This window comes from Bartonella sp. ML69XJBT (assembly GCF_028618515.1).
Taxonomy (GTDB): Bacteria; Pseudomonadota; Alphaproteobacteria; order Rhizobiales; family Rhizobiaceae; genus Bartonella.
On the sequence record NZ_JAQITB010000011.1, the window covers coordinates 30,678 to 53,519 of the forward strand.

16 protein-coding genes and 2 pseudogenes are annotated in these 22,842 nt (G+C 39.2%); 6 read left to right on the forward strand and 12 right to left on the reverse strand.

Features of this window, described 5'->3' with window-relative positions; all coding sequences use genetic code 11:
- Positions 1 to 44: 44 nt before the first annotated feature.
- The 4 genes and pseudogenes from uvrA to PVV68_RS05135 all read left to right on the forward strand — a co-directional run bounded on the left by uvrA (position 45) and on the right by PVV68_RS05135 (position 5,658).
- On the forward strand, positions 45 to 2,945 hold the full coding sequence (gene uvrA, locus PVV68_RS05120) for an excinuclease ABC subunit UvrA (protein ID WP_273720881.1): 2,901 nt from the start codon (positions 45 to 47) through the stop codon (positions 2,943 to 2,945).
- 321 nt (positions 2,946 to 3,266) lie between these two features.
- Positions 3,267 to 3,494, forward strand: a pseudogene (locus PVV68_RS05125) (P-II family nitrogen regulator); the annotation flags it as partial.
- Positions 3,495 to 3,546: 52 nt separating this feature from the next.
- Positions 3,547 to 4,956, forward strand: coding sequence for a type I glutamate--ammonia ligase (glnA, locus tag PVV68_RS05130; RefSeq protein WP_273720880.1), 1,410 nt, complete (start codon positions 3,547 to 3,549; stop codon positions 4,954 to 4,956).
- Between the two features lie 156 nt (positions 4,957 to 5,112).
- On the forward strand, positions 5,113 to 5,658 hold the full coding sequence (locus tag PVV68_RS05135) for a hypothetical protein (RefSeq protein ID WP_273720879.1): 546 nt from the start codon (positions 5,113 to 5,115) through the stop codon (positions 5,656 to 5,658).
- A 35-nt stretch (positions 5,659 to 5,693) separates the two neighbouring features.
- On the opposite strand, the gene PVV68_RS05140 is transcribed toward PVV68_RS05135, so the two are convergent.
- Together PVV68_RS05140 and PVV68_RS05145 are read right to left on the reverse strand one after the other, a co-directional pair.
- Positions 5,694 to 6,476: an ATP12 family chaperone protein gene (locus tag PVV68_RS05140; protein ID WP_273720878.1), complete on the reverse strand. Its 783-nt coding sequence runs from the start codon at positions 6,474 to 6,476 to the stop codon at positions 5,694 to 5,696.
- Between the two features lie 711 nt (positions 6,477 to 7,187).
- Entirely contained in the window at positions 7,188 to 8,171 is a 984-nt protein-coding gene (locus PVV68_RS05145; RefSeq protein WP_273720877.1) for an RluA family pseudouridine synthase, read from the reverse strand.
- A 230-nt stretch (positions 8,172 to 8,401) separates the two neighbouring features.
- On the opposite strand from PVV68_RS05145, the gene PVV68_RS05150 reads away from it, so the two are divergent.
- Both PVV68_RS05150 and PVV68_RS05155 read left to right on the forward strand, forming a co-directional pair.
- Positions 8,402 to 10,189, forward strand: a complete 1,788-nt coding sequence (locus PVV68_RS05150) for a glucan ABC transporter ATP-binding protein/ permease (protein WP_273720876.1) — start codon at positions 8,402 to 8,404, stop codon at positions 10,187 to 10,189.
- Between the two features lie 236 nt (positions 10,190 to 10,425).
- Positions 10,426 to 10,818 (forward strand): annotated as a pseudogene (locus PVV68_RS05155) (integrase arm-type DNA-binding domain-containing protein); the annotation flags it as partial.
- A 27-nt stretch (positions 10,819 to 10,845) separates the two neighbouring features.
- Here the strand turns inward: PVV68_RS05155 and alaS are convergent.
- From alaS to secY, 10 genes are all read right to left on the reverse strand, one after another.
- Positions 10,846 to 13,509, reverse strand: a complete 2,664-nt coding sequence (gene alaS, locus PVV68_RS05160; RefSeq protein ID WP_273720875.1) for an alanine--tRNA ligase — start codon at positions 13,507 to 13,509, stop codon at positions 10,846 to 10,848.
- A 206-nt stretch (positions 13,510 to 13,715) separates the two neighbouring features.
- Positions 13,716 to 14,759, reverse strand: a complete 1,044-nt coding sequence (recA, locus tag PVV68_RS05165) for a recombinase RecA (RefSeq protein WP_273720874.1) — start codon at positions 14,757 to 14,759, stop codon at positions 13,716 to 13,718.
- 514 nt (positions 14,760 to 15,273) lie between these two features.
- Positions 15,274 to 16,593 carry a replication-associated recombination protein A gene (locus PVV68_RS05170; protein WP_273720873.1) on the reverse strand — a complete coding sequence of 440 codons (1,320 nt, stop codon included), beginning with the start codon at positions 16,591 to 16,593 and terminating at the stop codon, positions 15,274 to 15,276.
- Between the two features lie 9 nt (positions 16,594 to 16,602).
- Complete coding sequence (locus PVV68_RS05175; protein ID WP_273720872.1) at positions 16,603 to 17,997, reverse strand: DegQ family serine endoprotease; 1,395 nt, start codon at positions 17,995 to 17,997, stop codon at positions 16,603 to 16,605.
- A gap of 273 nt (positions 17,998 to 18,270) precedes the next feature.
- Positions 18,271 to 18,699, reverse strand: coding sequence for a 50S ribosomal protein L17 (rplQ, locus tag PVV68_RS05180; protein ID WP_273720871.1), 429 nt, complete (start codon positions 18,697 to 18,699; stop codon positions 18,271 to 18,273).
- An 18-nt stretch (positions 18,700 to 18,717) separates the two neighbouring features.
- Complete coding sequence (locus PVV68_RS05185) at positions 18,718 to 19,731, reverse strand: DNA-directed RNA polymerase subunit alpha (protein WP_273720870.1); 1,014 nt, start codon at positions 19,729 to 19,731, stop codon at positions 18,718 to 18,720.
- A 95-nt stretch (positions 19,732 to 19,826) separates the two neighbouring features.
- On the reverse strand, positions 19,827 to 20,216 hold the full coding sequence (rpsK, locus tag PVV68_RS05190; RefSeq protein ID WP_005865097.1) for a 30S ribosomal protein S11: 390 nt from the start codon (positions 20,214 to 20,216) through the stop codon (positions 19,827 to 19,829).
- 122 nt (positions 20,217 to 20,338) lie between these two features.
- The gene (gene rpsM, locus PVV68_RS05195) at positions 20,339 to 20,707 is read right to left on the reverse strand and encodes a 30S ribosomal protein S13 (protein WP_273720869.1); all 369 of its coding nucleotides are present in this window, start codon (positions 20,705 to 20,707) and stop codon (positions 20,339 to 20,341) included.
- 181 nt (positions 20,708 to 20,888) lie between these two features.
- Positions 20,889 to 21,467, reverse strand: a complete 579-nt coding sequence (locus PVV68_RS05200) for an adenylate kinase (protein ID WP_273720868.1) — start codon at positions 21,465 to 21,467, stop codon at positions 20,889 to 20,891.
- Complete coding sequence (gene secY / locus PVV68_RS05205; protein ID WP_273720867.1) at positions 21,464 to 22,810, reverse strand: preprotein translocase subunit SecY; 1,347 nt, start codon at positions 22,808 to 22,810, stop codon at positions 21,464 to 21,466. The genes PVV68_RS05200 and secY overlap by 4 nt, the downstream gene beginning before the upstream one ends.
- Positions 22,811 to 22,842: the final 32 nt, after the last annotated feature.

Below are 22,842 nucleotides of genomic sequence, written 5' to 3' on the forward strand. Positions count from 1 at the left end.
TAGTTGTGATGCTCGATTTTTGTTATATATGCCAAGGACAGAATATGGTTCACCAAAAATACATCTCCATTCGCGGCGCACGTGAACATAATCTTAAAAATATTGATCTCGACCTTCCTCGTGATAAACTCATCGTTATCACAGGACTTTCTGGATCAGGCAAATCATCTTTAGCTTTTGATACAATTTACGCCGAAGGTCAACGCCGTTATGTTGAAAGCCTTTCAGCTTACGCCCGCCAATTTCTCGAAGTGATGCAAAAACCCGATGTTGATCGCATAGATGGTCTTTCTCCCGCCATCTCTATTGAACAAAAAACAACCAGCCGTAACCCTCGTTCAACGGTTGGAACTGTCACTGAAATCTATGACTATATGCGACTTCTCTTTGCACGCATTGGTATTCCTCATTCACCAGCGACAGGACTTCCTATTGAAAGCCAGACGGTAAGCCAAATGATTGATCAAATTATGGACTTACCAGAAGGGACACGAATTTTTATTATGGCCCCTTTAGTACGAGGACGAAAAGGAGAATACAAAAGAGAGCTAGCCGAGCTTTTAAAAAAAGGCTTTCAACGTGCTAAAGTTGACGGAAAATTCTATGAAATTCCTGATATTCCTCCTCTTGATAAAAAGTATAAACATGACATAGATGTGGTGGTAGATCGTATTGTTGTAAACAATGACATTGCCTCTCGCTTAGCAGATAGTATTGAAACCTGTTTAAAGCTAGCAAATGGCATTGCCGTTGCTGAAATGGCAGACCAACCTTTAGCACAAAAAGAAACCTCAAAGGAATCGGCACATAAGTCAAAAAATGAAACACACAAACGACTTATTTTTTCAGAAAAATTTTCTTGCCCAATCTCTGGATTTTCTATTCCTGAAATTGAGCCACGTCTTTTTTCATTCAATAATCCTTTTGGCGCTTGCCCTCTTTGTGACGGACTTGGCATTAAAAAGGCAATGGATCCCCAAAAAATTGTACCAAACAAAAATCTTACCTTAAAGAATGGAGCAATTGCTCCTTGGTCGAAATCATCTTCACTATACTACAACCAAACCTTAGAAGCATTAGGAAAAGTTTATGGATTTAAACTTACCGACAAATGGTGTGTCCTCTCAGATGAAGCACAACAAGCTATCCTTTATGGTACAAAAGGCAAAGAAATCTCCTTTATTTATAGCAATAATTCAAGCTCGCATAAAATGACTCAATATTTTGAAGGAATCATCCCCAATATGGAGCGGCGCTGGAAAGAAACCGATTCAGCGTTTTCACGTGAAGAAATCGAGCGTTATATGTCTTCTTCCCCCTGCCCAGCTTGTCATGGTTACCGCTTGAAACCAGAAGCGCTAGCTGTCAAAATCCACGGCATGCATATTGGGCAAATATCAGAACTTTCGATCCTAAAAGCGGATGATTGGTTTTCCAATATCCACCAATACCTCACTGAAAAACAACGAAGTATTGCAATCCGTATTTTAAAAGAAATTCGTGAACGACTCGCTTTTTTAAACCATGTAGGGCTTGAATATCTCACCCTCTCTCGAAGTTCTGGTACCCTTTCAGGAGGAGAAAGCCAACGAATTCGGTTAGCTTCCCAGATTGGCTCTGGTCTTACAGGGGTTCTTTATATTTTAGATGAACCATCCATCGGTTTACACCAACGCGATAATGAACGCCTTTTGACAATGCTGCACCATCTGCGTGATCTTGGCAATACAGTTATTGTTGTGGAACATGATGAAGATGCCATTCGCACAGCAGACCATGTGGTTGATATGGGCCCTGCTGCTGGTGTTCATGGTGGAGAAATCATAGCACAAGGTACACCGCAAGAAATTATAGAAAATCCATCCTCTCTGACAGGGCAATATCTTTCAGGGAAAATGGCTGTTAGAATCCCTACCAAACGACGCAAAATATCAAAATCAAAAACACTTAAAATCATTGGAGCACGTGGAAATAATCTTAAAAATATCAGCACGGATATCCCTCTTGGCACCTTCACATGCATAACGGGTGTTTCAGGTGGAGGGAAATCAACATTTCTCATTGAAACGCTTTTCAAAGCAGCATCGCATCAGATCATGGGCTCTCATCAAAGCCCCGCAATCTATGACAAAATTGAGGGCTTAGAATTTCTCGATAAGGTTATTGATATCAACCAATCACCTATTGGGCGTACTCCACGCTCTAATCCTGCAACCTATACGGGTGCATTTACCCCGATTCGTGAGTGGTTTGCCGAACTTCCAGAATCAAAAGCGCGCGGTTATCAAGCAGGACGTTTTTCATTCAATGTTAAGGGAGGACGCTGTGAAGCATGTCAAGGCGATGGTGTTATCAAAATTGAAATGCATTTTTTACCTGATGTTTATGTTACTTGCGATGTTTGCAAAGGAAAACGCTATAATAGAGAAACGCTAGAAGTAAAATTTAAAGGGCAGTCTATCGCTGATATTTTGGATATGACAATCGAAAAAGCTGAGGAATTTTTTCAGGCTGTTCCTAGTATTCATAATAAACTAAAAACACTCATTAAAGTAGGTCTTGGTTATATAAAAGTGGGGCAACAAGCCACAACGCTTTCAGGTGGTGAAGCCCAACGTGTAAAACTTGCTAAAGAACTTTCACGCAAAACAACAGGACGTACACTCTACATTTTGGATGAACCAACAACAGGTCTACATTTCCATGATATTTCTAAGCTCCTTGAAGTGCTACATGAACTCGTCGAGCAAGGCAATACAGTTCTCGTCATTGAACATAATCTTGAAGTTATAAAAACAGCTGACTGGATTATAGATCTAGGACCAGAAGGTGGAGATCGTGGAGGTGAAATCGTTGCCGTTGGACGTCCTGAAGATATTATTCATGTTCCTGCTTCCTATACGGGAAAATTTCTGAAAGAAATCTTGCTACGCCGACCTTTATAGAATGCCAACCCTTGAAGCGGTTATCTATTATAAGATAAAAATGTACTACAACGAAGAAAGGTATATCTTTTCATTATATTGTTTTTATTCTTTATAAACCTTGGAAATATATTTTCTTAGAAAAGATAAGAGCACTTCAACTTTATGCTACAAGTAAAACGCTCTCTAAAAAACATCTTAAGCAATATAATTTGCAACTTTTTATGTGCAAATTGTGTACAAATTATGTACAAGCTATCTGTTGGACATCTGATAGTTGTCAATGCAACATGTGAAGCAGTTTAATAAAGACCAAATAAAGTTGGAGATAATTTCAGCATGAAAAAAAAAGAACATACAGAGCTCTACCACAATGCTGAATCTGTTGTTGATTTTCTACCTAAAATAAAGATTGGAATTGTTGTTGCCAATGAAAAGCTGAAACAAACCGTTAATACAATACGTAAAGCAGCCCCAACAAAACATAGAGGAGATGGAAAAATATTGTTTTTTTCCATTGATGATGCCGTTCATATAGGCACTAGCGATTCTAGTATAGATGCCCTTTGACAAATAATGACAAAACTTTTATCCATCTCAATCTCATATAAGGAATTTCAATATGACAACCGCTTCAGATATTATCAAACAGATTGCAGACAACGAGATCCGTTTTGTCGATTTACGTTTTACTGATCCGCAAGGAAAATTACATCATGTCACAATGGATATTTCAGAAATCAATGAAGGTGCATTTAGCGATGGCGTTATGTTTGATGGTTCTTCAATCGCTGGGTGGAAAACAATTAATGAATCTGACATGATTTTGATACCAGACCCAGAAACAGCACATATTGATCCTTTTTTTGCGCAATCAACTTTAGCCATATTCTGTGACGTACTCGATCCTGTTTCGGAAGAATTTTATCGTAGAGATCCTCGTTCTATCGCCAAAAGAGCTGAAGCTTATATGAAATCTTTAGGCATAGGTGATACAATCAATATAGGTCCAGAAGCAGAATTTTTTATCTTTGATGATGTACGCTATAAAACGACCCCTTATAATACAGGGTTTCAACTCGATTCAAGTGAACTACCATCCAATGATGATACAGAATATGAAACGGGCAATCTTGGTCATCGCCCACGAATGAAGGGTGGTTATCTTCCCGTTCCCCCGATTGATTCCTGCCAAGATATGCGCTCTGAAATGCTCACGGCACTCAAAGATATGGGAGTCCGTGTAGAGAAACATCATCATGAAGTAGCAGCCGGACAGCATGAATTGGGTATTCGCTTTGATACGCTCGTTCGCGAAGCTGACAAGATGCAAATTTTTAAATATGTCGTGCACCAAATAGCCAATAGCTACGGAAAAACAGCAACTTTTATGCCAAAACCAGTGTTTGGTGACAATGGCTCAGGCATGCATGTTCACATGTCCATTTGGAAAGATAGCAAACCAATCTTTGCTGGTAATGATTATGCTGGATTATCAGAAACTTGCTTGTTCTTTATCGGTGGTATCATTAAGCACGCAAAAGCAATAAACGCCTTCACCAATCCCTCGACAAACTCTTATAAGCGTCTAGTGCCTGGTTATGAAGCGCCTGTCCTTCTTGCTTATTCCGCACGCAATCGTTCTGCATCTTGCCGTATTCCAATGAGTCGTTCACCAAATTCAAAACGCGTAGAAATACGTTTCCCAGATCCCGCAGCAAATCCTTATTTAGCCTTTTCTGCACTTTTAATGGCTGGTCTTGATGGCATAAAAAATAAAATTCATCCTGGGCAGGCTATGGATAAAGATCTTTATGATCTTCCTTTAAAAGAACTGAAAGAAATCCCTACAGTCTCAGCAAGTCTACGCGAAGCACTTGAAGCACTTGATAAAGATCGTAACTTTCTTAAAGCTGGAGACGTTTTTGATGATGATCAAATTAATTCTTTTATTCAAATAAAAATGCAAGAAGTTTTACGTTATGAAACAACGCCCCATCCTGTTGAGTTTGATATGTACTATTCTGTTTAAAGCATAATCAGTCATTCCTTTTAATTTTAAAATGGAGATTAAAATCTCCATTTTTGTGGATATTCTTCTCATTACAAAGCACAAGTGGCTTTTTGCCAATATGCTTTTCCTTTATAATTTAATGGAATCCATTCAAATCAATTAATAAGGTTTCTAATGCTACGAATTCGTTCTTTATTTCTCATTCTTTTATGCATTGCCTTTACGATATCGACAACTCAATCTTTTACAATTACAAATCAAAAACTTATAGACCTTGAACAAGCAGCATTTGCCTACAGCAAAGCAATTCAAAATGCCGATGCAAATACTATCTTAAACGCTATTCCCCCCCAGATTATCGACAGCTTCACTGCTAAGAAAAAATTCAGTAAATCACAATTCCAACAAATCATGAAAAGCCAAATAGAACGGTTGGCAGAAAATTATAAAATCGAAAGTATCCACATTGACCAAAAACAAAAACGTGAAGGCAAACTTGATAATGGTATTCCTTATTTTGTTATACCGGTAGAATTTGTCACCATAACAAATACTGGAAAAAAATGCTCTATTCAAACCGAGCTTATTGCCATTTTTGATAATGACAAGTGGTATTTTATCCGTGGGAATGATGAAGCAATCTTAAACATCACCAGTGAAGCATTTCCTGGTCTTGAAAAAATAAAAGTCAATCCTCAGAAAATCACAAAAATACTATGATGAAAAAACAAAGGAGGTATAATTAAAATTTTTCTTTATAAACAAGTTGTGATGACCGTAGCAGCAGCATCAAATTCAATTTTTTTATGAGCGCGGCGCATCATTGCTTCTTCATCAGCCCCCCATTGTTCTATCATCCAATCTTCATCTAAATGGGCGATATTCCAAGCATGATCTGCATCCATTTTCCTCTCCGCAACAACAAGAGCAATAAGTGCTGACCCTGTTAAAGTTGTCATCATATGCAGTGCAGCAAGCATATAAGGAGATTCAACTTTACGCAGATAATTACTTACCGCTTGAACAGCTTCGCGTGATTGTTCCACATGCATAAGCCCTTCTGTTATATAAAAACGGGCACCAAGTTTTTCTTCGGCCCAATCTAATAAAGGATCCCACTGTTCACATTGCCGCTGTACGAGTTCTTTTGGTGTTTGTGCACGATAAAAGATCATATCACATGCAACAAAACGTAAGAAATCTTCAAAAACAACCTGCATATCATCAGCAATGCCATCAATCACAGTATTCACAAGACGCGTCATCGGCATTTGAGCTGGATTAATAACTTTCTTTTGGTTTTCAAACTCCTTCGCCACAAATGTGGCAAACACTTCTGTTGGTACAAGGAAATGGCGCTTTGCCGGTGTTTTAACTGGACGTCCATCCAACAACAGAGAAAACCCTCCCTCCTCACAAGAAACCTTTACTTCCCTATAAAATCGTTTTGGTAGTGATTGGCATAAAAGATTTTGAATTTTCGGAACAGAATTATTTTCATTCAATGGTCTATCAAAATGATTCAAAATTTCGCGCATATTGTTTCACCTCTGATATTTTCAAAAAATCAACTGTTTTTTCAAGATTCCCTTGATGAAGGTTTGAGGCTACCTCCCTCCTCTCTCTAAAGAAGGAAAAATCTTACCAACACTAATCTGATTAAAAACTATATTTCATGTCTCTTTTATAAACAAGATAACGATGGTGTCTTATCACTTTCAGCCGCAACTGTTAGAACCATTTTCAAAAAGAATTTATCTTGATTTAAAAGCTTAAACGCGCTGAATTTGCCAGTAAAAACGCATTCATCACCTTGCAATTTATTCACTTATAAGAGTGGTATCTACATTACAGCTTTTTAAAATGCTTCTCACAAAACTTTAAAGCAGAAAAACGCGCATTGTCGCAAATAGAGAGCAGTGCGTTTTACTTTTCATCCTCTTGCTTAACAGCAGCCCTTATCCATTCGTCTCACATATCCAACTCATATCCCCCTTACGTAAAGTTTTCCTTGCCTTATATCACCGCCCTAAACGACGATATTTTACGGCACAATAGGATAACATAAGCAAAACTGTAGGCAAAAATCTGTAAATAATATTGACAAATTCAGTACTAAAAACCAATTATTTCATAATGATTGCTTCTCAAGAATTTTCTTCAGAATAAGTAAAAGAGGTCATATCAAATCTGCAAAAAACTGCACAACTCAAAAAAAACAAACAACAAAAACTCTTCTTTCATTTTACCTATTCTATATCACCATCATTCTCATTAAAAGCCAAAAGATTAAAACTTTGTACCATATGAGGTGGTAAGGGTGCTACGATATCTAATATCCCCCCTGAAGGATGAGGAAGGCGAATCCGGCGTGCATGAAGATGAAGGCGATTTTGTATTCCCCCTGGTAACTCCCAATTACTATCGGAAAAAAAATATTTTGCATCACCTATAATAGGATGATCCATATGAGCAGCATGGACACGCAACTGATGTGTTCTCCCCGTATAAGGTTCCATTTCAAGCCATGAAAGAGTACGCCCTCGCGTATCTAAAACACGATAATAGGAAACCGCGTGATAAGAGTCTGGTTCCCCATGTTCACAAACGCGCATTTTATCCCCTTGAGAAGCATTATCCTTAACCATCCATGTTGAAATTTTATCTTGCTTTTTTTTAGGCACACCGCGAACCAATGCCCAATAAGTTTTTTTCGTTTCACGTGTTCGAAAAGCAGCCGTTAAAGCCTGAGCTGCCCCTCTTGACCGTGCAACAATAAGCACACCTGACGTCTCACGATCAAGACGATGAACCAACCGCGGTTTTTCACCTTTTTTATTGCGCCATACCTCAAGCATACTATCCACATGACGTGTCAAACCAGAACCACCCTGTACGGCTAGACCAGCAGGTTTGTTAAAAACAAAAATCTTTGGATCTTCATAAAGCAACATTTTCTTCAAAACAGCTCTATCATCCTGTCCCCGAATTGTTTTATCCGTTACAGAAAGGCTTTCCTTGTTATCAACAGGCAAAGGCGGCACACGAACAGATTGTCCCATGAGAAGGCGCGTATCGGTTTTCACACGCCCACCATCAATGCGTATTTGGCCAGAACGCAACAATTTTTGTAAATGCCCAAATCCAAGTCCTGGATAATGCACCTTAAACCAACGATCCAAGCGCATTCCGTTTTCATCTGCTTCAACCTTTTTTATTTCTATGCCTGCCATGAAAGTTCCCTTACCAAATAATTTTGCCCAATAATTTTATTGGCCTGTTCTACGCCTTGCCTTGTATAAACGCAAAAATTGATACCCATAAAGCCTACTTTATCACACCATATTACAATAAGTATCTAAAATTGCCTTTTCTTCACGTGCAAATTTTATTAGCTCAAGATCTAGCGATTATAAGAATCGATAAGCTTTATGCTTGCGATAGCTAGTGGAGATCATCACCTATGTCATTATTCAAAACCTATGTGCGTGTCCTCACTTATCTAAACAGAGAAAAAAATTCATTTCTTTTAATCTGTAGTGCTAATGTTATGTTGGCTCTTATCACCATTGCAGAACCTATTTTATTTGGACGAGTCATTGACGCTATTACAGAAAAAACAGATATTATTGTTACCCTTACAATTTGGGTATGCTTTGGTCTTTTTCATATTATCGCTTATGTGCTTGTTGCACGAAGTGCGGATCGCTTAATACATAGACGCCGCTTAGCTGTTTTAACAGAATCTTTCGAACGTATTATCGCTATGCCTCTAATCTGGCATCAGCAACGTGGAACCTCTAATGCTCTTCATACGCTCTTGCGTGCTGTAGACTCTATGTCAACCATATGGCTTGATTTTATGCGTCAACATCTCTCAACTCTTGTTGCATTATTCGTTCTTATTCCGATAGCTTTTAACATGAATTGGCGTCTCTCAACAGTCTTGGTTGTGCTTGCTATCATTTATGTATTGATTGCACGTTTAGTGATGCGAAAAACAAAAGATGGGCAAACCGCTGTCGAGCGTTATCATCATAACCTTTTTAAACATGTCACGGATTCAATCTCTAACGTTTCCATTGTACAAAGCTATAACCGAATAAAGGAAGAAGCTTCCATATTGCATCAGCATACAAGCGATCTGCTTAAAGCACAAAATCCTGTTCTCAATTGGTGGGCTCTTGCCAGTGGCTTAAATCGAATGGCTTCAACCATTTCAATAGTTTGTGTCCTTTTACTTGGAGCTTTGTTTGTCACAACAGGTCAATTACGTGTAGGTGAAGTTGTTGCTTTTGTCGGATTCGCACAATTAATGATTAGCCGTCTTGATCAAATGAGCGGTTTTATTAATTTAACCGTATCCTCACAAGCAAAACTACAGGAATTTTTTGCAATGGAAGACTCAACCTTTCACAGCAAAGAGCCTGAAAATTTACCCTCTCTGCAAAATGTTAAGGGTGCGATACAATTTCATCAGGTAACCTATAAATTCCCCAACTCTTCTCAAGGTGTTTTTAATATTTCTTTTAAAATTAAAAAAGGACAAACCGTTGCAATTGTAGGACCAACAGGTGCTGGTAAGACAACATTAATGAATCTCTTGCAACGGATATATGAGCCTACATTTGGGCATATCTCCATTGATGGAATAAATATACGCTCTATTAATCGTGAATCCTTACGAAAATCTCTAGCAACAGTATTTCAAGATGCCGGTCTTTTCAACCGTACTATTCACGACAACATCTCGATAGGAAAAGAAACTGCAACAGATGAGGAACTTTATGAAGCAGCAAAAATAGCCGCTGCTCATGATTTTATTCTCAAAAAAGCGGATTGTTATAATACAATAGTTGGAGAGCAAGGTTCTCAATTGTCAGGTGGAGAAAAACAACGATTAGCAATCGCACGCGCTGTTTTAAAAAATGCTCCTATTCTCATACTAGACGAAGCAACCAGTGCTCTTGATGTTGAAACGGAAGCGCGCGTAAAGGATGCTCTTGATTGCATAAGCCACAATCGCACCACTTTTATTATAGCTCACCGTCTTTCAACAATACGCAATGCGGATGTTGTGCTTTTTCTAGAACAAGGGCATTTAATTGAAAAAGGAAGTTTTCAAGAATTGATTGATAAAGGCGACCGCTTCTATAAACTCTTAAAAGCCAGTGGTTTGTCAATCAATCAACCAGAAACAGAAGAAAAGAATGAAAACCCATTTCCCTTACACGAAGCCATAGCATCATAAAATAACCTCTCTGACTTTAAAGAAGAAGAGTATCTAAAACACAAAATTCTCCTAACAGATTGCAAGATATTGATTTATAATAATAATTTAGCATTATTCATATTGAATGAGAACCCCAAATAACATAAGATTCTCTCATTTCAAATCTGTTTATGTTGCATCAATCAAAATCATCTGCTTGCACACCACAAGCGGGGCTGGCGTGTGGGTAAAAACTATATAAGAAAGGACTAAAAATGCTTCTTATGAATCGCTTTAATGCAAGGGCTGTCGCAACATTGGGAGCTGGCAAATATAATGGTGGTGCTCAATGACTTTATCGTTATACCATTCATGGTCGGCGCCGTGAAATGGGCTTTGGAGCGTTGCGAGATGTTTTTTTAAAACAAGCTCGTGAATTGGCAACTGGGTGGCGCTCTGTTTTACGTGAAGGGCGTGACCCCATTAAAGAACGCAATAAACAAAAGCGTGAGGCAATGCGTAATCTTCATTATTAAAATGATATTGCACTAGATGCTTTTGAAAGCCGTAAAGCTGAATTAAAAAATGATGGTAAAGATGGGAACTGGTTTGCACCTTTAAAACTACACATTCTGCCAAAACTAGGCTGTTTACCCGTTTCAGAGATTGCAACACAAAACAACACAGAGAAGAAGTTATGCTTCCAACGCAGCTTTTAATGCCGCAAGTGCCTCATCAGCCTTGCTTCCCTCAGAACCGCCAGCTTGCGCCATATCAGGACGTCCACCACCACCTTTACCACCAAGAACAACTGAAAGAACACGCACCAAATCAACAGCATTCAACTTATCCGTCAAGTCATCCGTAACGCCAACAACAGCACTTCCCTTGCCATCCTCTGAAACAGCAATAAAAGCAACAACCCCTGATCCAATCTGTTTTTTACCAGCATCGACGAGCGCCTTAAGATCCCGTGGTGAAATATTATTCATAACACGTCCCATAAAAGAAATACCATTGATGACGGTAATATCTTCTTGACTACCTTGTATCTTCCCATCATTCAAAAGCATTTTTTTGCGCACATCATTCAACTCTTTTTCAAGTTTACGTCGATCTTCAAGCAAGATTTGAATCCGCTCTTCCACACCCGTAGCAGAAGTTTTTAAAAGATCAGCTATTTCATGAAGACGCGCATCTTGACGATTCAAATAAAGACGCGCTGCCGTACCTGTCAAAGCTTCAATACGACGTACTCCGGATGCTACAGAACTCTCAGAAACAATATGAATTACACCAATATCCCCCGTTCTCTCCACATGTGTCCCTCCACAAAGTTCAATGGACCAATTCTTTTTAAATTCTTCCTGCTCCAACTGGTTTCCCATAGCAACAACACGCACTTCATCACTATATTTCTCACCAAACAGTGCCATTGCTCCTTCAGAAATTGCATCATCCATCAGCATGAGGCGGGTTGTTACCTCGCTATTTTGCAAAACAATGTCATTTGCTAAATCTTCTATTTTTTTCAATTCTTCTGCAGAAACAGATTTTGGATGAGAAAAATCAAAACGCAACCGCTCCGGCGAGACAAGAGAGCCCTTCTGGGTCACATGAGATCCCAATACTTGACGTAAAGCTTCGTGCAATAAATGAGTAGCAGAATGGTTAGCGCGGATTTTCTTACGCCGAACACCATCAACGGTTAAATCTACACAATCAGACAGCACCGCCTGACCAGTTTGAACCTCTCCAATATGGATAACAACCCCATCAGCCTTTTTCTGTGTATCATGCACTTCAAAAACAAAGTTCTCACCAGCAATGATACCACTATCACCGATCTGCCCACCAGATTCACCATAAAAAGGTGTCTGATTCACAACAAGAATAGCCTTCTGTCCTGAAGAAATATCATCAACAATCTTACTATCACGCACAAGAGCTGTAACAATACCTTTGGCTTTTTCTGTTTCATAACCCAAAAATTCTGTCGCTCCTACCTGATCACGAACAGAAAACCAAATTGCCTCTGTTTGAGCTTCACCAGAACCAGACCAATTGGCACGCGCTTCCTCTTTCTGGCGTTCCATCGCTTTATCAAAGGTATCAACATCAACAGATATTCCACGACGCCGAAGAACATCTTGCGTCAAATCTAGTGGAAAACCATAGGTATCATAAAGTTTGAAAGCAACTTCACCATTTAAATCATCCCCTTCTTTAAGATGAGTACTTGCTTCATTTAACAACCCAAGTCCTCGTTCAAGAGTCTTGCGAAAGCGCATTTCCTCTAATTTCAAAATTTCCGAAATCAAAGATTCAGCGCGCACCAACTCAGGATAAGCTTGTCCCATTTCACGAATTAAAGCAGGCAAAAGACGCCACATTAAGGGCTCTTTAGCACCAAGAAGATGCGCATGACGCATAGCACGACGCATAATACGCCGTAAAACATATCCCCTTCCCTCATTGGAAGGAAGAACACCATCGGCAATCAAAAATGCCGTTGAACGCAGATGATCCGCAATAACACGGTGGCTCACCATAAAATCAGCAGTTGCCTCAACTCCTGTAATTTCCACTGATGCAGTAATCAACGCACGAAAAAGATCAATATCATAATTATCATGCACCCCCTGTAAAACAGCAGCGATACGTTCTAATCCCATACCTGTATCAATAGAAGGATGAGGCAATTCAATACGCTGTTCCTTGTCAAGCTGTTCATATTGCATAAAGACCAGATTCCAAATTTCAATAAAGCGATCCCCCTCTTCATTCGCACTTCCAGGAGGACCTCCCCAAATTTCATCACCATGATCATAAAAAATCTCTGAACAAGGACCACAGGGACCAGTTTCGCCCATCGACCAAAAATTATCTGCCGTTGCAATACGGATAATTTTTTTGTCTGGAAGACCGGAGATTTTACGCCATAACTGTGCCGCAACATCATCACTCTGATAAACCGTCACCAACAATTTATCTTTGGGAAGACAAAATTCTTTTGTTAAAAGATTCCATGATAAAAAAATGGCCTCTTCTTTGAAATAATCACCAAAAGAAAAATTGCCCAGCATCTCAAAAAATGTATGATGGCGTGCTGTATAGCCAACATTATCAAGATCATTATGCTTTCCACCCGCACGAACACATTTTTGCGCCGTTGCTGCTTTTTTATAAGAACGCTGTTCAAGTCCAGTAAAAACATTCTTAAACTGTACCATTCCTGCATTTGTAAACATAAGTGTGGGATCATTCCGTGGAACAAGTGGGCTAGAAGAAAGAACCTCATGCCCATGAAGACGAAAATAATCTAAGAAAGTTGATCGTATGTTCTTAACGCTATTCATATCAACACCTGCAAAATACAGCAAAAAATACTAAAAGCAAAAACCACCCTTATTAAATATCCTCTTTGCCAAGCTTGGAGTCAATTTAATCAAAGAGTGGAATATTTGCTTAAAAAATGAGAAATAAACGATCTTATAGTTAAAAACTTGAACAAATAAAAATAGAAAAATTTAAAATGAAGCAATGACACTAAAAAAACGCCCCATCAAATGACTTCATCGCTTTCTGTTGTATCTGCCCCTGCATTTTCTAGCAATTCAATGGCAATCAAACCAGCATTTTGACGCAAAGCTGTCTCGATTTCTGCAGCGATTTCCGCGTTCTCACGTAAAAACTGCTTCGCATTTTCTCTCCCCTGTCCTAAACGCTGAGAATTATAAGAGAACCAAGATCCAGATTTTTCCACAATACCAACTTTAACTCCCAAATCAATCAACTCACCTAATTTAGAAATACCTTCACCATAAATAATATCAAACTCAACTTGTTTGAATGGAGGTGCCAATTTATTTTTGACCACTTTAACACGGGTCTGATTGCCAACAATCATATCTCTATCTTTAATGGAGCCAATACGGCGAATATCTAAACGAACAGAGGCATAAAACTTTAAGGCATTTCCACCTGTTGTTGTTTCAGGAGAACCAAACATCACACCAATTTTCATGCGAATTTGATTAATAAAGATCACCATACAGTTAGAGCGGAAAATGGACGCTGTAAGTTTCCGCAAAGCTTTACTCATCAAGCGAGCTTGCAATCCTGGTAAAGCATCACCCATTTCACCATCAATTTCTGCACGTGGTGTTAAAGCTGCTACAGAATCAACAACAAGCACATCAACAGCACCAGAACGTACCAATGTTTCTGTAATTTCCAACGCCTGTTCACCCGTATCCGGCTGAGAAATAAATAAGTTTTCTAAATCAACTCCAAGCTTGCGTGCATAAATAGGATCAAGAGCATGCTCTGCATCAATAAAAGCACAAATACCACCAATTTTTTGTGCCTCAGCAATAGCATGAAGAGCCAATGTTGTTTTTCCCGAACTTTCTGGTCCATAAATCTCAACAATACGCCCTTTCGGTAATCCACCAACCCCCAAAGCAATATCCAAAGATAATGAACCTGTTGGGATTGTTTCAATTTCAACAACTTGCTCCTTTTGCCCAAGACGCATAATAGAGCCTTTACCGAAAGAACGTTCAATTTGAGCGAGAGCAGCATCGAGAGCTTTTGTTTTATCCACGATTATATCCTTGACGATTCATAATAACCAAACACAAAGTGTACACTGTTATTTTAACTTAACTAAAGTCTTGAGTTTAGATGTTCACAGACTATTTCATTCCACTCCCCACATTGTGTCGACAACATCCCATTACCAACACTAAAAAAGTTTGCTATCCCTCAATCTTATGACACAAAATACTCCCCAATAAAATACCTCCCATAAAGGAGCAAAACTCAGTAGATTTATATCTTCTCTTCGAGAAAAGAAAAAATTTAAAGACAGTGCGTTATACACAGCCACTCTCATGTTTCTTATACAAAGCAGCTCATGAATGAAAGCGAGATAAAATATTTCTTAAACTTAAGTTTTAACCGTATATAAATTTTTATACAAAAAAGAAAGTTTTTTACTCTCTTTCGAAAAAATGATACCTGTTTAAAGCATAACCTAAACTGTTAATAGAATGACCATCACATCACGGATGTAAAATAAGCTCTGTTGTCATAAAGACCTTATCTCAATGGAAATTTCATTTTTGATCGGCTCGTTTTTGGCGCAATTTCTTCCACCATTCAAGACGCTTAGCAATCTCACGCTCAAAACCACGCTCAACGGGTTGATAATAGCTCTGCCGCCCAAGTTTTTCAGGAAAATATTCCTGTCCTGAAAACGCATCTGGTTCATCATGATCATAACGATAACCAAGCCCGTATCCTTCTTCCTTCATAAATTTTGTAGGTGCATTAAGGATATGCTTAGGCGGAGGCAAAGAACCATTTTGGCGAGCACACTGCATAGCTGCTTTATAGGCGAGATATGTTGCATTTGATTTTGGTGCAGTTGCAACATAAAGACATGCTTGCGCCAAAGCTAATTCTCCCTCTGGTGAACCTAAATAATCATAAGCATCTTTTGCTGCATTACAAATAACAAGAGCCTGTGGATCCGCCAAACCAACATCTTCAACAGCCATACGCACCAATCTGCGCCCAATATAGAGAGGATCTTCACCGGCATCAAACATACGTGCTAAATAATAAAGCGCAGCATCAGGATCAGAACCCCGAACAGATTTATGCAATGCTGAAATGAGATTATAATGTCCCTCCTGCCCTTTATCATAAATCGGTGCACGACGCTGAATAATTTCTTGCAAAGCAATAGCATCAAATATCTCCCCCTCTCGTGCAACAGACCAAATTTCCTCTGCCAATGTTAACGCTGACCGTGCATCACCATCAGACATCCTTATCAAAATCTCTCTCGCTTCTTCGCTCACAGGAAGAATCTTTCCTTCCACCTCTTCAGCACGTTTTAAAAGCATGCTCAAAGTTTCATGATCATGTGCAAGAAATGTCAAAACACGAGCACGGGAAAGAAGAGCAGCATTAAGTTCAAAGGAAGGATTCTGTGTGGTTGCCCCTATAAGAATGACAGTACCATCTTCCATAACAGGAAGAAAACTATCCTGCTGCGCACGATTAAACCGATGAATCTCATCAACAAAAAGAAGTGTTTGACATCCGGACATAAAACGCGTCTGTGCAACTTCAAAAATTTTCTTAAGCTCCGAAACTCCAGTAAAAATAGCAGAAACTTGCTCAAAAGCGAAATTTGTTTCAAGTGCCAACAAGCGTGCAACCGTTGTCTTCCCAGTTCCTGGAGGTCCCCAAAAAATCATCGAACTCATGGAACCGGCTGCCAACATGCGTGACAGTACTCCCTTCTCTCCAAGTAAATGATTTTGTCCTACGACATCATTAAGAGAACGAGGACGCATTTTTTCTGCAAGCGGCCGATTTTTATGAACCTGGAGATGAGAAGATGAAGTAAAAAAATCTTTATTCAAAAAAAAACCTCAGCGAATAAATTGGCGAATATACATACCATCACGTTCATATTCCAATTGCCACATATTGGCGTGACTTTGCATAAGAATCTTTTTCAACTGACTAACCGTTTGAATTTTATAGCCATTAACAGTACGTAAGATATCTCCTGGACGAAAAATTCCAGCAGCATTACTCTCCTCATCAAGATTGGTAATCACAACACCTTTTGCAGAGAGAGGAACACGAAAATGTCGACTATTTTGCGGTGTTAAATCTAAGACTTCAGCACCCGAAAGAGGACTATCTCCTGTAATTTTTTCAGATTTTGAAAATGCCGTTTCCGGTATTGATGAAACAGTTATTTGTGTCTTTAAGATTTTTCCACTTCGCAAATATTCTAAAACAAGGCTATGCCCAATACCAGATGTCATCAAACGATATCCAAGAGCATCTGGACTTTCAACGCGCATCCCTTGCACATTCAAAATAACATCACCGACTTTCAAACCAGCTTTTGCAGCAGGACTATCTTTGAAAACTTCGATAACAAGAGCACCATAGGGACGTTCTAAACCTAAACCACCAGCAATATCAGCTGTAACATTTTGAAAAGATGCACCAATATAAGGTGGAACAAAATACTTTCCGCCACGTTTAACAGTTTCAAGCATCACTTTTACAAGATTTGCTGGAATAGCAAAACCAATCCCCACAGAACCACCCGAACGCGAATAAATAGCTGTATTAATTCCAATTAACTGTCCTTTCATATCAATCAACGCTCCACCAGAATTCCCTGGATTAATGGCAGCATCCGTTTGAATAAAAAAGTCAAAATCAGAAATACCAACACGCGTACGTGCTTGCGCTGAAACAATACCACTTGTAACCGTCTGACCAACACCAAAAGGATTACCAATTGCTAAAACAAGATCGCCAACTTCAACTGCATCAGAATCTCCCAAAGAAAGAACAGGAAATTGTGCATCCTTTGCATCAATTTCAAGCACCGCAATATCCGTTGCTTCATCTTTTAACATAACCTTACTTTCAAATTCCCGTCCATCAGAAAGAGCAACTTTAATTTCGCTTGCATCTTTAATGACATGGTAATTCGTAACGATCAAACCGCGTGCATCAACAATCACTCCAGACCCTAACGAAGATTGCTTGCGCACAGGCAGATTATTTTGAAAACGACTAAAAAACTGCTCAAAAAATGGATCACCCGCAAAAGGTGAACGTGCTCTGATTTGTCGAGCTGCATAAATATTGACAACAGATGGAATAGTTTTTTTTACTAAAGGAGCAAATGAAAGTGTAATTTCTTTTTGTGTTTGTGGAATTTGAGCATAAGCACAATGAAATGATAATTGTGTTATAATAGTAAAAAAAAGCCACGCTAAAAGAGAATATCTCATTATTCACTCCTAAAAAATAATTCACTCTTTAAATATTAAGAGGATAGACACTTTCTCATCCTCCCTAAAACCGAGATTTCTTTATTAATATTTATAATGAAAAAGAAAAACAACTATTTAAGTCATAAATATTATAAAAAACAACCAATTCAATATGTTGTAACTTTCTCTCATATTTATCTATTAAACGAAGTTAACGTCCAAATGCTCATAAAAAAAACCGCCTAGAAAGGCGGTCTTTCCAAAATTCAACAAAAACAAAATACTCTATCTTTATGAAGAAGTTTCTTTTTGATTTACAGTATCTTCTGTACGCATACGATCTACAGCCCCCTTCGCATCAATATCACGATCAACAAACTCTATAACAACCATGGGAGCATTATCGCCGGTACGAAAACCCGCTTTCATAATACGCAAATATCCACCGTTACGTGCTGCATAACGTGGTGCAAGCGTATCAAACAACTTCGCAACTTTCCCCGCATCACGAAGTGCAGAAATTGCTTGTCGACGTGCGTGCAAACCTCCACGTTTACCAAGCGTCACTAATTTCTCAACGATAGGACGAATTTCTTTAGCCTTTGGAAGCGTTGTCACAATTTGCTCATGCTCGATCAGCGAAACCGCCATATTAGCAAACATCGCTTTACGGTGACTAGCCGTCCGATTCAACTTACGGCCTGACTTACTATGGCGCATGAACCTTCTCCTTAAATTCTAATATTGATCTTCATAGCGTTTTGCAAGATCATCAATGTTTTCAGGCGGCCATGCAGAAACTTCCATACCAAGATGCAACCCCATACATGCCAAAACTTCTTTAATTTCATTTAACGACTTGCGTCCAAAGTTCGGTGTCCGAAGCATTTCAGCTTCCGTCTTCTGGATAAGATCACCAATATAAACAATATTATCATTCTTAAGACAATTTGCCGAACGAACTGAAAGCTCTAACTCATCCACTTTTTTGAGAAGAGCGGGATTAAAAGCAAGCTCTGAATCAGACTCTTCAACAGTTTCCTTTTGTGGCTCTTCAAAATTAACAAACAATGATAATTGATCCTGAAGAATACGCGCTGCAAAAGCAACAGCATCCTCCCCATTAACAGCACCATTTGTTTCAATTGTGAGTGTTAATTTATCATAATCCAGAACTTGCCCCTCACGTGTATTCTCTACCTTATAAGAGACTTTACGAATTGGTGAATAAAGACTGTCAACTGGAATAAGACCTATTCGTCCATCATCAGCACAATTGCGATCAGATGGAACATAGCCCTTCCCTGTATTGACGATAAATTCCATACGAATTTCAGCATCCTCATCAAGAGTGCAAATAACATGCTCCGGATTGAGAATTTCCATATCCCCAATTGTGCTAATATCTCCAGCTCTTACGATACCAGGACCCTCTTTACAAATGACAACCCTTTTAGGTCCTTCATCCTCCATACGAAGCGCAATTTCTTTAATGTTAAGAATAATATCTGTAACATCTTCACGAACACCTGGAATTGATGAAAATTCGTGTAACACACCGTCGATCTGTACAGCAGTAATTGCGGCACCACGAAGCGATGATAATAATACGCGACGAAGCGCATTCCCCAATGTTAAGCCAAAGCCACGCTCAAGAGGTTCCGCAACCAAGCTCCAAACATTCGGAGTATCATGCGCACAAAACTCAACCTTATTGGGTTTAATCAGTTCCTGCCAGTTTTTCTGGATCATATTTTCATTCCCGTTCTCTACTTCCGCTACCATTCAATCGTAGCAGCCAATGTGAACATCAGAGAAGCCTCTGACAACAAAAAAACAACACCCAATTAAACACGCCGTCTCTTTCGTGGACGACATCCATTATGAGGAATTGGTGTTACATCACGAATGGAAGTAATAACAAAACCAACCGACTGCAACGCACGCAAAGCGGATTCACGACCTGACCCAGGACCACAAACCTCAACTTCTAACGAACGCATACCATGCTCTTGAGCTTTTCTAGCACAATCTTCTGCGGCAACCTGAGCAGCAAAAGGCGTAGATTTTCGTGACCCCTTAAACCCCTGAGCCCCAGCAGATGACCAAGCAATTGTATTTCCTTGAGCATCCGTAATGGTAATCATTGTATTGTTAAATGTTGAATTGATATGCACAACACCTGATGAAATATTTTTGCGTTCGCGGCGGCGAACACGCGTGGCTTCCTTGGCCATAGTCTTCCTTTCAATGATCTCTTCACTGCCGTAACACCAGCAGCTCCACCCACCTTGCTCTTGTTAAAAAAACTTAACAAAAAACAGAATATAAAAAAGTAAACTCTTAAAAAAAAAGAATTTTACTTTTTCTTACCAGCAATCGCCTTAGCCGGCCCCTTACGCGTACGTGCATTTGTATGTGTACGTTGCCCACGAACAGGCAAAGAACGACGATGACGCAAACCACGGTAACAAGCAAGGTCCATCAAACGTTTAACATTCATGGCGACCTCACGACGAAGATCACCTTCAACCTGACACCCCTGATCTATCGCCTCACGAATTTGCAACACTTCTGCATCCGAAAGCTCATGCACACGGCGTCCAACAGGAATACCAACCCTTTTAGTAATTTCTTGAGCAATTTTTGGTCCAATCCCGTGGATATACTGAAGCGCAACAATGACACGCTTATTTGTCGGGATATTGACGCCAGCAATACGAGCCACGCCTACTCTCCTTGATTATGTTGACAATTAACCATAAAATACTCGAAGTACCTTATAGAAAAACGATCCGGCATAAATATACCCCGAATCCCATTATTTTATTTGAAATAAATTAAAACTGTTTTTGATAGATTTCACTAAAAAAGTCAACACTTTTCATTTATTTCTCATAAAAAACTCCTTATTGCAGAAAACCTCTAATTATACGTGATACCTCGGCAATATCCGTCATTCCATCAACCACTCTCAACAATCCCTTTTCTAAATAAAATTTCGAGAGAGGAATTGTTTTTTCACGATACTCTACTAATCGCTTCGCAAAAGCAACAGGATTATCATCTGAACGAACCAGCCCACCGGCAGCTATTGTTTCTTCAACGCGTCTTTTCATTCGCTCAATCAACGCATCTTCATCAACACGCAGCTCGATAACAGCATCAAGTTGCATATTTTTTGACTGAAAAATCTGTTTCAACGCTTCTGCTTGTCCCACAGTCCGTGGATACCCATCCAAAACAAAACCGTTTACACAATCACTTTCATCAATTCGCTCTGAGACAATTTGATTAACAATGTCATCAGAAACCAAAGCACCAGAGTTCATGATAGCTTTAGCTTTTTTACCAATTTCTGTCTCTTTAGAAATAACCTCACGCAACATATCGCCCGTCGATAACTGAGGGATACTATACATTTCAGTTAACATTTTAGCTTGTGTACCTTTGCCAGCTCCAGGAGGACCTAAAAGAATAACTCTCATCGATTCTTTTTCCCTCCACGAAGTTTTGACTTTTTAATCAACCCTTCATATTGATGCGCAATAAGATGTCCCTGAATTTGAGCAACTGTATCAAGCGTAACAGTAACAACAATCAATAAAGAAGTTCCCCCGAGATAGAAAGGAACCTGTAGAGTGGATATCATAAATTCAGGGAGCAAACAAACCAAAATAATATAAATTGCCCCCACAACAGTAATACGTGTTAAAACATAATCAATGTATTCAGCCGTACGTTCTCCAGGACGAATTCCTGGAATAAAACCAGAATGTTTTTTCAACTGATCTGCCGTATCACTTGGATTAAACACAATAGCCGTATAAAAAAAGCAAAAAAACGCCATCAAAAGTGCATAAACAATCATATAAAGTGGCTGTCCATGACTAAGAGAATAAGAAATAGTCTGCATCCATTGCGGCATTTTGTCAGAAAAGTTATTGATCGTTGCAGGCAATAACAACAAAGACGAAGCGAAAATTGGTGGAATAACACCAGAAGTATTCAACTTTAAAGGAAGATGTGACATATCTCCTTGAAAAATCTGATTACCAACTTGACGTTTTGGATATTGAATAAGAATTCTCCGCTGCGCACGCTCTATAAAAACAATAACAGCTATCACGGAAACCGCAATAAGTACGATTCCTATTAACAAAAAAGTTGATAAGTCAGCTTGACTATGCGCAGTTAAAAGTTGAGCAAAAGTGGAAGGGAGATTAGCCACAATACCTGTAAAAATAATGAGAGAGACCCCATTACCCACACCACGTGATGTAATTTGCTCACCAAGCCACATGAGAAACATCGTCCCACCAACAAGGGTAATAACGGAAGAAATACGGAACATAAGCCCAGGCTCTACAACAATCTGCAACCCTGTCCCTATACCAGTTTCAAGTGCAACTGCGATACCAAACGCTTGTAAAATCGCCAATATAACTGTTACGTATCGAGTATATTGATTAATAACCTTACGGCCTACTTCACCCTCTTTTTTAAGAGTCTCCAAAGAAGGAATAACTGAGGTGAGCAATTGCACAATAATTGACGCCGATATATAAGGCATAATTCCTAAGGCAAAAATTGCCATACGCCCAACAGCACCCCCAGCAAACATATTAAATAACCCCAAAACACCAGAGGCATGATGTTCAAATGTCTGGCGTAAAGCATCAATATTAATACCAGGAAGAGAGATATAAGTACCAAAGCGATAGATAAGAAGCGCAGATAGAGTAAACCAAATGCGTTTTTTCAATTCTGTTGCACGTGAAAAAGTACCAAAGTTCATATTGGAAGCAAATTGCTCTGCTGCTGATGCCATAAAAAGTCTCCCGTCCACACTCCAGTTCTTAA

Coding starts and splice junctions, on each gene's coding strand:
- uvrA (WP_273720881.1), top strand. CDS start 45: ATGGTTCACCAAAAATACATCTCCATTCGCGGCGCACGTGAACATAAT.
- secY (WP_273720867.1), bottom strand. CDS start 22,810: ATGGCATCAGCAGCAGAGCAATTTGCTTCCAATATGAACTTTGGTACT.
- PVV68_RS05150 (WP_273720876.1), top strand. CDS start 8,402: ATGTCATTATTCAAAACCTATGTGCGTGTCCTCACTTATCTAAACAGA.
- glnA (WP_273720880.1), top strand. CDS start 3,547: ATGACAACCGCTTCAGATATTATCAAACAGATTGCAGACAACGAGATC.
- rplQ (WP_273720871.1), bottom strand. CDS start 18,699: ATGCGCCATAGTAAGTCAGGCCGTAAGTTGAATCGGACGGCTAGTCAC.
- alaS (WP_273720875.1), bottom strand. CDS start 13,509: ATGAATAGCGTTAAGAACATACGATCAACTTTCTTAGATTATTTTCGT.
- PVV68_RS05145 (WP_273720877.1), bottom strand. CDS start 8,171: ATGGCAGGCATAGAAATAAAAAAGGTTGAAGCAGATGAAAACGGAATG.
- rpsK (WP_005865097.1), bottom strand. CDS start 20,216: ATGGCCAAGGAAGCCACGCGTGTTCGCCGCCGCGAACGCAAAAATATT.
- PVV68_RS05135 (WP_273720879.1), top strand. CDS start 5,113: ATGCTACGAATTCGTTCTTTATTTCTCATTCTTTTATGCATTGCCTTT.
- PVV68_RS05140 (WP_273720878.1), bottom strand. CDS start 6,476: ATGCGCGAAATTTTGAATCATTTTGATAGACCATTGAATGAAAATAAT.
- PVV68_RS05175 (WP_273720872.1), bottom strand. CDS start 17,997: ATGAGATATTCTCTTTTAGCGTGGCTTTTTTTTACTATTATAACACAA.
- PVV68_RS05185 (WP_273720870.1), bottom strand. CDS start 19,731: ATGATCCAGAAAAACTGGCAGGAACTGATTAAACCCAATAAGGTTGAG.
- PVV68_RS05200 (WP_273720868.1), bottom strand. CDS start 21,467: ATGAGAGTTATTCTTTTAGGTCCTCCTGGAGCTGGCAAAGGTACACAA.